Source organism: Corynebacterium sp. UBA4397 (assembly GCF_002390965.1).
Classification (GTDB): domain Bacteria; phylum Actinomycetota; class Actinomycetes; order Mycobacteriales; family Mycobacteriaceae; genus Corynebacterium; species Corynebacterium flavescens.
Map to the genome: position 1 here is coordinate 62,715 of NZ_DGRD01000054.1, position 8,962 is coordinate 71,676.

Annotated in this window: 8 protein-coding genes; 6 read left to right on the forward strand and 2 right to left on the reverse strand. The window is 61.2% G+C overall.

What is annotated here, in order from left to right:
* The first annotated feature begins 143 nt into the window (after positions 1-143).
* Both B2696_RS11410 and B2696_RS11415 read left to right on the forward strand, forming a co-directional pair.
* A complete protein-coding gene (locus tag B2696_RS11410; protein WP_286955522.1) occupies positions 144-716 on the forward strand; it encodes a sigma-70 family RNA polymerase sigma factor in 573 nt (190 codons plus the stop codon).
* Positions 717-856: 140 nt separating this feature from the next.
* Positions 857-1,678, forward strand: coding sequence for a hypothetical protein (locus tag B2696_RS11415; RefSeq protein WP_286955524.1), 822 nt, complete (start codon positions 857-859; stop codon positions 1,676-1,678).
* 90 nt (positions 1,679-1,768) lie between these two features.
* On the opposite strand, the gene B2696_RS11420 is transcribed toward B2696_RS11415, so the two are convergent.
* A complete protein-coding gene (locus B2696_RS11420) occupies positions 1,769-2,140 on the reverse strand; it encodes a DUF5319 domain-containing protein (protein ID WP_075729181.1) in 372 nt (123 codons plus the stop codon).
* Positions 2,141-2,326: 186 nt separating this feature from the next.
* Here B2696_RS11420 and guaB point away from each other — a divergent pair, with 186 nt between their 5' ends.
* Together guaB and B2696_RS11430 are read left to right on the forward strand one after the other, a co-directional pair.
* The gene (gene guaB / locus B2696_RS11425; protein ID WP_286955526.1) at positions 2,327-3,847 is read left to right on the forward strand and encodes an IMP dehydrogenase; all 1,521 of its coding nucleotides are present in this window, start codon (positions 2,327-2,329) and stop codon (positions 3,845-3,847) included.
* A 13-nt stretch (positions 3,848-3,860) separates the two neighbouring features.
* Complete coding sequence (locus tag B2696_RS11430; protein ID WP_075729183.1) at positions 3,861-5,003, forward strand: GuaB3 family IMP dehydrogenase-related protein; 1,143 nt, start codon at positions 3,861-3,863, stop codon at positions 5,001-5,003.
* 5 nt (positions 5,004-5,008) lie between these two features.
* On the opposite strand, the gene B2696_RS11435 is transcribed toward B2696_RS11430, so the two are convergent.
* The gene (locus B2696_RS11435) at positions 5,009-5,977 is read right to left on the reverse strand and encodes an EamA family transporter (RefSeq protein ID WP_075729184.1); all 969 of its coding nucleotides are present in this window, start codon (positions 5,975-5,977) and stop codon (positions 5,009-5,011) included.
* Between the two features lie 108 nt (positions 5,978-6,085).
* On the opposite strand from B2696_RS11435, the gene B2696_RS11440 reads away from it, so the two are divergent.
* Together B2696_RS11440 and guaA are read left to right on the forward strand one after the other, a co-directional pair.
* Positions 6,086-6,988, forward strand: coding sequence for a LysR family transcriptional regulator (locus B2696_RS11440; protein ID WP_286955529.1), 903 nt, complete (start codon positions 6,086-6,088; stop codon positions 6,986-6,988).
* Positions 6,989-7,068: 80 nt separating this feature from the next.
* Positions 7,069-8,631: a glutamine-hydrolyzing GMP synthase gene (gene guaA / locus B2696_RS11445; protein ID WP_276623661.1), complete on the forward strand. Its 1,563-nt coding sequence runs from the start codon at positions 7,069-7,071 to the stop codon at positions 8,629-8,631.
* Positions 8,632-8,962 lie beyond the last annotated feature (331 nt).

The window sequence follows — 8,962 nt, forward strand, 5'->3', positions numbered from 1 at the left end:
GAACTTTCGGAGCTGATGGGCGAGGCCCCAAAAAGGGGGCGTACGCGGGGTTTCTGTGAGCGCAAGCAAAGAAGGCTGGTGGCAGATTTTCTCTCGTCATGTGACAAGATAGATTTGTACTATCAAAGACCTTAAGGACAGCCATGAGCAGCGAGAGCGAAAGAGAGCTGGCGGAACTCGTTCCCCCGGCTGTTGCTGGCGATCGCCGCGCGCTGCATAAACTCGTGAGCCTTATCTATCCGCCGGTTTTGCGCTATTGCCGGGCGCGCATTGGGGGAGGGCGTCATCCCACCGCGGAAGATGTGACCCAAGAGATCTGTCTGGCTGTCTCCACCTCTATTGGATCATATGAGGATAAAGGGCGGCCGTTTATGGCCTATGTCTACGGGATCGCCTTCAACAAGGTCACCGATGCACACCGGGCAATGGGCCGCGATCATTCCAATCCCACCGATGAGGTGCCGGAGGTAACGGGGCAGGGCAATCCCCCCGAGGAATTTGCCTTGGTTTTAGACGGTAGTAACAGAGCAAGAGCCCTGCTCGATACACTAAGTGACAAGGCGCGGGACATCATTATTTTGAGGGTGTTCGTCGGCCTTTCGGCTGAGGAAACCGCGGACATCGTCGGCTCCACGGCCGGGGCCGTCCGCGTAGCCCAGCATCGCGCTCTGGCTCAGTTACGCAAGGCGTTGTCTCGGTCGCAGGAGTTTGACTAGGCCCAGTGAAACTGCTCGACAGAACTACCCCTCGGCGGCGTGAGCTGCCAGGCAGTGCGCAGAGTTAAGGCTTTGTCTTGAGGCTTCGTGTATAGGTTTTGTGTTGATGATAAGTACCAAGAAAAGGAAGGGAGAACACCATGGTCAAGAGAGATGATGACGCGTTCTTAAACGCGCTTTCTCTAGGCAAGGACCCTTCCCAAGGTGAAGACGAACTGGCCGGGCTCCTGCTGGAGTTGCGTGATGAAGTGCACCAACCCATGCCGCAGGTTCCGCTTGGTGCTCTCGCAGGCGCCACAGGCAGTGGCGCGGAAAGTGGCGTTGATAACGGCGCTGCCGGTGCTGAGGCTTCCGGCGGCACCGTCATGTCCCTAGAATCGGCGCGGAGTCGTCGGCGGCGTCCTTTGATGCATGGTCTTATCGGCGCTGCAGCGGCCACCTTGCTCATTGCGGGTAGCGGCACGGCCATCTTTAATGCCGGACCTGATTCGCCGCTCGCGGGAATTCAGGCCGCGGTATTCGGCTCGCAGGATGCGGACTCGGTGGAGTTGGCCAGCAAGTTGGAGGAGATTGATTCTCGCGTTGCCTCCGGAGACATGGATGGCACTCGCCAGCTGCTCGAGGAGGCCCGCAAGCTGGTTCGTAGCAGGGAAGGGGCTGCGCAGGCTGAGTCTAAAGACTCCCCAGTTGTGCGCAGCACCACCACGGTGACAAGAAGCCCAGAGCCGGGTGCTGCACCTGCGCCGGTATCGGTGCCGCCGGCGGCTTCGCCAAGCGCAGAAACCGTGACGGTCACTGCCGTTGAAACCGAGACGGTCTACGTCACCACCACGCCGGGTTCTTCCACGCGGCCGGTAACACCGACGAGTACAGCGCCTGAGCCCACGGACCCTGCCGAGCCTAGTGATTCGGCAGATCCCGCACATGGCGGCGGGACGGACGGGCACACCCCCACCCCTTAGCTAGAGACAAAGAAAGACCCCCTCCACCCACCATGGTTCGCAATCCATGGTTGGTGGAGGCGGTCTTTTTTAAGGCGCTGGCGCTAAAGACTAGCGGGCGTCAAGCCCGTCCAAGAAGCCGAGGGCATAGTCCCAGGGGACGTAGCGGTTTGGATCAGGGGCCGCGCCGGGCTCGTGGACCGGAGAGAGCTCGCCCTCCAAAGTGGCGCGCATGTTGGCGGCCATGATGTCCCATTCATAAAAATGGTTCTCCTCGCAGTCCTCACAGAGGAAGAAGATGCCGTCGATGCCGCGGGGTCCAAGGACGCGCGCAAACTCCTGCACCAGTGCCAGATCGTGGATGATGGCGAGGCGGTCCTCCTCACTAAGAGGAAGGGCCTGCTCTTCTTCCTCGAGGAAGGAGGCGGGGTCATTGGGATCGTCCGCGAAAGGGTCGCGGGGCATGTTTGCGAAGAAGTTCACGCCTGCGAGCCTATTGAACCGAGGACTTTAAGGCAATTTTTCGCGTAGCAGGTTGGTGGGGTTGAGGCAGACATGCAATAGTCGCAGAGATTGACAAGGCTCGTGACTACCTCTAGACCCCCTTTAAGCACTACAGTTTGTGGTATCCGCGAAACGTCTTGGTCCTTGAAGGAGTTGCCTAATCTTATGAGCGAAAACCGTGTGCACACCGGTGGAGATGATCCCAATAAAGTTATCCTGCACGGACTGACATTTGATGACGTGTTGCTGCTGCCCGCCGAATCACATGTAGTTCCCTCAGAGGTCGATACCTCGGCCCAGTTCACGCGCAATATTCGCCTCGGCGTCCCAGTCGCCTCCGCGGCCATGGATACCGTCACCGAGGCCCGCATGGCCATCGGCATGGCACGCCAAGGTGGCATCGGTGTTTTGCACCGGAACCTCTCCACCGAGGAGCAGGCGGGCCAGGTTGAGATAGTCAAGCGTTCCGAGTCCGGCATGGTCACAGACCCAGTTACTGCCTCCCCGGACATGAGCATCCAGGACGTCGATGACCTGTGCAGCCGCTTCCGTATCTCCGGATTGCCCGTCGTGGACGACAAGGGCACGCTGCTGGGTATTTGCACCAACCGCGATATGCGCTTCGAGCAGGACTTCAGCCGCAAGGTCTCAGAGGTCATGACGGCAATGCCCCTGGTAGTTGCCAAGGAGGGCGTCACCAAGGAAGAGGCGCTGGGCCTGCTTTCCACCAACAAGGTAGAAAAGCTGCCCATCGTCGATGGAGAGAATAAGCTTATCGGCCTCATCACGGTCAAGGACTTTGTTAAGTCTGAGCAATTCCCGGATGCCTCCAAGGATGCCTCCGGGCGCCTGCTGGTTGCAGCGGGTATTGGTACCGGGGAGGAGTCCTATGCCCGCGCAGGTGCGCTGGTTGATGCCGGGGTTGACGTCCTCGTTGTAGACTCCGCCCACGCGCACAACAACCGCGTGCTCGAGATGGTCTCCCGCGTGAAGCGTGACTTCGGTTCGCGTATCGACGTCATCGGTGGCAACCTGGCCACGCGAGAGGCCGCCCGCGACATGATTGCTGCCGGGGCAGATGCCATCAAGGTGGGCATCGGGCCGGGCTCTATCTGCACCACTCGCGTCGTCGCCGGCGTCGGCGCCCCGCAAATTACCGCCATCATGGAGGCTGCGGCCGTGGCCGCACCGGCCGGCATTCCTGTTATCGGGGACGGCGGAATGCAGTACTCGGGCGATATCGCCAAGGCCCTTGCCGCTGGAGCGGACACGGTCATGCTCGGCTCCATGCTGGCTGGCACCGCTGAGTCCCCGGGAGACGTCGTGGTGGTCAACGGCAAACAGTACAAGCGCTACCGCGGCATGGGTTCGATGGGCGCCATGCAAGGCCGCGGCCTGAGCGGTGAGAAGCGTTCCTATTCTAAAGACCGCTACTTCCAGGCAGACGTGCGCAGCGAAGACAAGCTGGTGCCGGAGGGCGTCGAGGGACGCGTTCCCTTCCGCGGCGGCATCGATGCGATCATTCACCAGGTCGTCGGTGGCCTGCGTGCCTCCATGGGATACACCGGTTCTGCCACGTTGGCTGAGCTCAAGACCAAGCGTTTTGTGCAGATTACCGCGGCGGGCCTGAAGGAATCTCACCCCCACCACCTGCAGCAAATCGCCGAAGCCCCCAATTACCGTTAAGAAAGAGATTATCGTGCGCGATTACGTAGAGATCGGCATCGGCCGCGAGGCCCGCCGCACCTATGACCTGGATCAAGTATCCCTGGTCCCTACCCGTCGTACCCGTTCTTCCAAGGACGTGGACACTACCTGGCATATTGACGCTTATACCTTCGATACTCCCTTGGTCTCGCATCCCACTGATGCCTTGGCCACGCCTGAGTTCATCATCGAGATGGGCAAGCAGGGCGGTCTGGGTGTTATTAACGCCGAGGGCCTGTGGGGGCGTCACCGTGATCTGGAAGGCGCGATTGCTCAGGTCACGTCCAACCCGCAGGATCTTTCCAACCTGCAGCAGCTTCACGCGGCCGAGCTCAATGAGGAACTGTTGAGCGAACGCATCTCCCAAGTGCGTGACTCCGGGGTCACCGTCGCGGTGCGGGTTTCTCCCCAGCGTGCACGCGAGCTGGCCCCCGTTGTGATCAAGGCGGGTGCGGAGATCCTCTTTATCCAAGGCACGCTCATTTCTGCAGAGCACGTTCAGCAGGGCGGGCAGCCGCTGAACCTCAAGGAGTTCATCGGCACCTTGGATATTCCGGTCATCGCCGGCGGTGTGGCGGATTACACCACGGCTTTGCACCTTATGCGTGCAGGCGCCGCAGGCGTCATCGTGGGCTCTGGCGTCAACACCAATGCAGAGACAGTGGGCATCGACGTGCCCATGGCAACCACTATCGCCGATGTGGCGGCCGCTCGACGCGACTACCTGGATGAGACGGGCGGGCGCTACGTGCACCTTTTGGCGGACGGGGATATTCATACCTCGGCAGACATCGCCAAGGCCATTGCCTGTGGCGCGGATGGCGTGGTCTTAGGACCCGTGCTCGCGCAGGCGGCGGAAGCCGGTGGAAAGGGCTACTACTGGCCTTCTACCGCTGGACACCCGCGCTTTCCGCGCGGAATCATTGAACCGGTGGGCAGCGCTCTCGCCGAGGTATATACCCCGGCGTCTGCCGCTGCAGCACGGGTGGAGTTGAGCCTAGAAGTTGTCCTCCATGGCCCTTCCAACGATCCACTGGGGCAGTTGAACTTGGTGGGCGGGCTCAAGCGCGCCATGGCCAAGTGCGGATACACCGACCTCAAGTCCTTCCAAAAGGTGGGGCTGGCTATCCGCTAGATGTATTAGGACTCGATGTGCGCGGGTGCCGGCTTGGCTGGATCCACGCGCATTGGGTCCTTTTTTGATCCCTGCGCACGGGTATGGGCGCGGCGGGGGATGCGCAGGCGCCTGACCCTGTGCATGCGCAAAGGCACAGAGGGCAAGACAACGGCTTGGCCTATGGAGGCTATGACTACCAGCGCGATGGCCAAGAGCTTGAAGGTCGTGATGCCTTGGGAGAGCAGCAGCCAGCCAAACATGGCAGCGAAGACGGGCTCGAGGGCGATGAGGATAGAGAAGGTATTCGCGGCCAGCCGGCGCAGCGCCACCAGCTCCAAGGAATAGGGGATGAGGGAGGCGAGGATGCCCGTACCGATCGCCATGAGGAGCAGGTAAGGATCGTTGATGATGACCAACGTACCCGAGCCTCCTGCTGGCAGCAGTCCCAAGCCGCCGATTGCCAGGGCCACCGCGAGGCCACCCTGACCGGGGATGAGCCTTCCGGTTTTCTTGCTGGACAAGATGTAGAAAGCCCAGGATGCACCCGCGATGAGCACTAAGATGACGCCGATTTCATCGAGCGGGTTGTTGGTCAGGGAATCGAATCCGAGTAGGGCCATGCCGGTTACGGCCAAGGCCACGCAGGTGAAGTCTCGCGCCGAGCGAGAAAGGACGGCGGCCAGCAGCAGAGGTCCCAAGAACTCAATCGTGACGGCAACGCCGAGGGGGATGCGTGCGATGGCGGCGTAGAAGAATCCATTCATCAGGCCGAGGGAGATTCCCAGCCAGAGAACGGAGACCCACTGCTCGCGCGACCACGTCCATACCTTCGGGCGGGTGAGGACGAGCAAGAAGCTGGCGGCGATGAGCAGGCGTAGGGAAGCCGTGGCCCAGGGGCCGGCATGGGGGAAGAGCTGGGTCGCAAGCGCCGCGCCTAATTGGAGAGAGATACAAGAACTAATGACGCAAAGAATTGCGACCGGGGATTTCATGAAATCTATTCTTTATGATTCCAAAGCGTTAGTCGAGCTAGGATTTATCGAGTATATATGTTAGGAAAAATGACAATTTGAAACGCGAAAGCTTAAAGGGGCACTTCTATGCTGGATTTCCACCGCTTAAAGGTGCTTTTTGAGCTCAAACGCCTCGGAACGCTCACGGCGGTGGCGCAGTCGATGCGCTACACCCATTCGGCGATTTCCCAGCAGCTGGCCATCTGCGAGAAGGAAGTAGGGGTCAAGCTCTACGAACGCGTGGGGCGTAGGGTGCGCTTGACCGAGCAGGGCGAGCTGCTGGCTGATTACGCGGGCAGGATTCTGGCGCTGGCGGATGAGGCGGAGTCGGAGGTCCTAGCTTCGACCGATAGCGTGCGCGGGCGCCTGCGCATCACCAGCTTCCAAACCGCCTTGTCCTCGTTTCTTCCCACGGCGCTGACGGAGATTGGCCAGCGCTATCCGGAGCTGCGGGTGGAAATCATGCAGCGCGATGTCGAAAGCGCCATCGAGGCCTTGCGCACCGGCACGGTCGATCTGATTCTGGGGGAAGAATACGAGGCGGACATGCCGTTGACGGATGAGGCCACCCACCGTGAGCTGCTTATCGAAGACCCGATCTACCTCATCACCCCCACCACGGGACCGTGGTCACACCTGGAGTTCGATGATCTGGAGGGCGTGCCTTTTGCCATCGACCCAGCAGAGCTAGCAATGGGCAAGTTCACCCAGCAGCTAGGCCTGCGTCATGGCTTCCGCGTCAACGTCGAGTTCGAGACCCCTGATCCCTTCCTGCATGCGCACCTAGTGCGCACCGGCCACGCCGTTTCTTTGGCACCGCGGCTATTCCTGCCGCTGCTTGAGGGACTGCGCATCGTCGAAATCCCCGGCAAGCCCACCCGCACTCTGTTTACCGCTGTGCGCGCCGGAAGGGAGCGGCACCCAGGCATTAGGGCGGTGCGCCTGGCGCTGTATCGGGCGGCCGCGGCGGCGACGGAGGCATTCGACTAAGGCTCAGGTTAAAAGCCCTGGGGAGATGGGCAAGGCGCACGCTTCCTAACTATTGCTATGCGTGAGTTAGACTAGTGCGCGTGACTAACCCAACCACCACTCCGAATCCTGTCCTGGTTGTGGATTTTGGTGCACAGTACGCGCAGCTTATTGCCCGCCGCGTGCGAGAGGCCAATATCTACTCCGAGGTCGTGCCCAATTCCGCCTCCGTGGAAGATATTAAGGCCAAGCACCCAGCGGCCTTGATTCTCTCGGGAGGCCCCTCGTCCGTATACGCAGACGGGGCACCCGCCCTCAAGCCCGAGCTGCTGGAGCTTGGCGTACCGGTCTTTGGTATTTGCTACGGCTTCCAGGCCATGAATCATGCCCTAGGGGGTACGGTCTCCTCCACGGGCGAGCGCGAATACGGCCGCACCGACCTATCGGTTGCCGGTGGCGTGCTCCACGAGGGACTAGAGCCCAAGCACAAAGTATGGATGTCCCACGGTGACGCGGTATCGGCGGCGCCGGAAGGCTTCGTGGTTACCGCTTCCTCGGCGGGTGCGCCGGTGGCGGCGATGGAATGCGTCGACAAGCGCATGGCCGGCGTGCAATACCACCCGGAGGTGCTGCACTCCCCACACGGTCAAGAGGTTTTGACCCGCTTTTTGACTGAGATCGCCGGCCTTGAGCAGAACTGGACGGCGGAGAATATCGCCGAGCAGCTCATCGCCGATGTGCGCGAGCAGGTCGGCCCGGAAGGCCGGGCCATCTGCGGCCTGTCGGGCGGAGTGGACTCCGCCGTCGCCGCAGCCTTGGTGCAGCGCGCCATCGGGGACCGTCTGACGTGTGTCTTTGTCGATCATGGCCTGCTGCGTGCCGGGGAGCGCGAGCAGGTGGAGACGGACTTCGTGGCTTCTACGGGCGCGAAGCTCATTACCGCCGATGAGCGCGCAGCCTTCCTGGCTAAGCTGGCCGGTGTCACCGATCCGGAAGCCAAGCGCAAGGCCATTGGCGCGGAGTTTATTCGTTCCTTCGAGCGCGCCGTGGCCGGAGTACTGGCGGGCCAGAAGGTGGACTTCCTTGTCCAAGGCACGCTTTACCCGGACGTTGTGGAATCCGGCGGTGGAGATGGAACTGCCAATATCAAGTCCCACCACAACGTGGGCGGCCTGCCCGATGACGTGGAGTTCCAGCTCGTCGAGCCTCTGCGCCTGCTCTTTAAGGACGAGGTCCGTGCCGTTGGCCGCCAGCTCGGCCTGCCCGAGGAGATCGTCGCGCGCCAGCCCTTCCCCGGCCCCGGCCTGGGAATCCGCATCATCGGTGAGGTCACCGAGGAGCGCTTAGAAACGCTGCGCGAGGCAGATTTGATCGCCCGCACCGAACTGACCGCTGCCGGCCTCGATGCCGAAATCTGGCAGTGCCCCGTGGTGCTTTTGGCGGATGTGCGCTCGGTGGGCGTGCAGGGAGACGGACGCACCTATGGCAACCCCATTGTGCTGCGCCCCGTATCCTCCGAGGACGCTATGACGGCGGACTGGACGCGCGTTCCCTATGACGTCTTGGAGAAGATTTCTACGCGCATCACCAACGAGGTCAATGATGTTAACCGAGTAGTGCTGGACGTGACCTCCAAGCCGCCGGGAACCATCGAGTGGGAGTAGCGCCTCAAAGTCCCGTATAACTGTGGAAGGGTTAATCCGCAGTCACACGGGGCTTTGCTGATCCCCAGATAGCCGTGGTCGGTCCTTGGTCAATACTCGGTGGGCGGCTCTTCTGGGTTTTAGAGTGCGTGATAAGCGAGTCCCTTGTCGGTATTTCCCGGGATCATGACCACTGCACAGTCATAGTCCTGCCCGTTGTTGGTTTCCCCACCGGGGTGTGTTTTGGGGTGCCGGAAGTCGCCGTTGGGCTCCTGTGTGGCCCTAACGGCTAGTGCGCGTGGGGTGGCTGCCAGACTACTGTCCCGCCCTTACGGGTAAGGCGCCCGCGCCG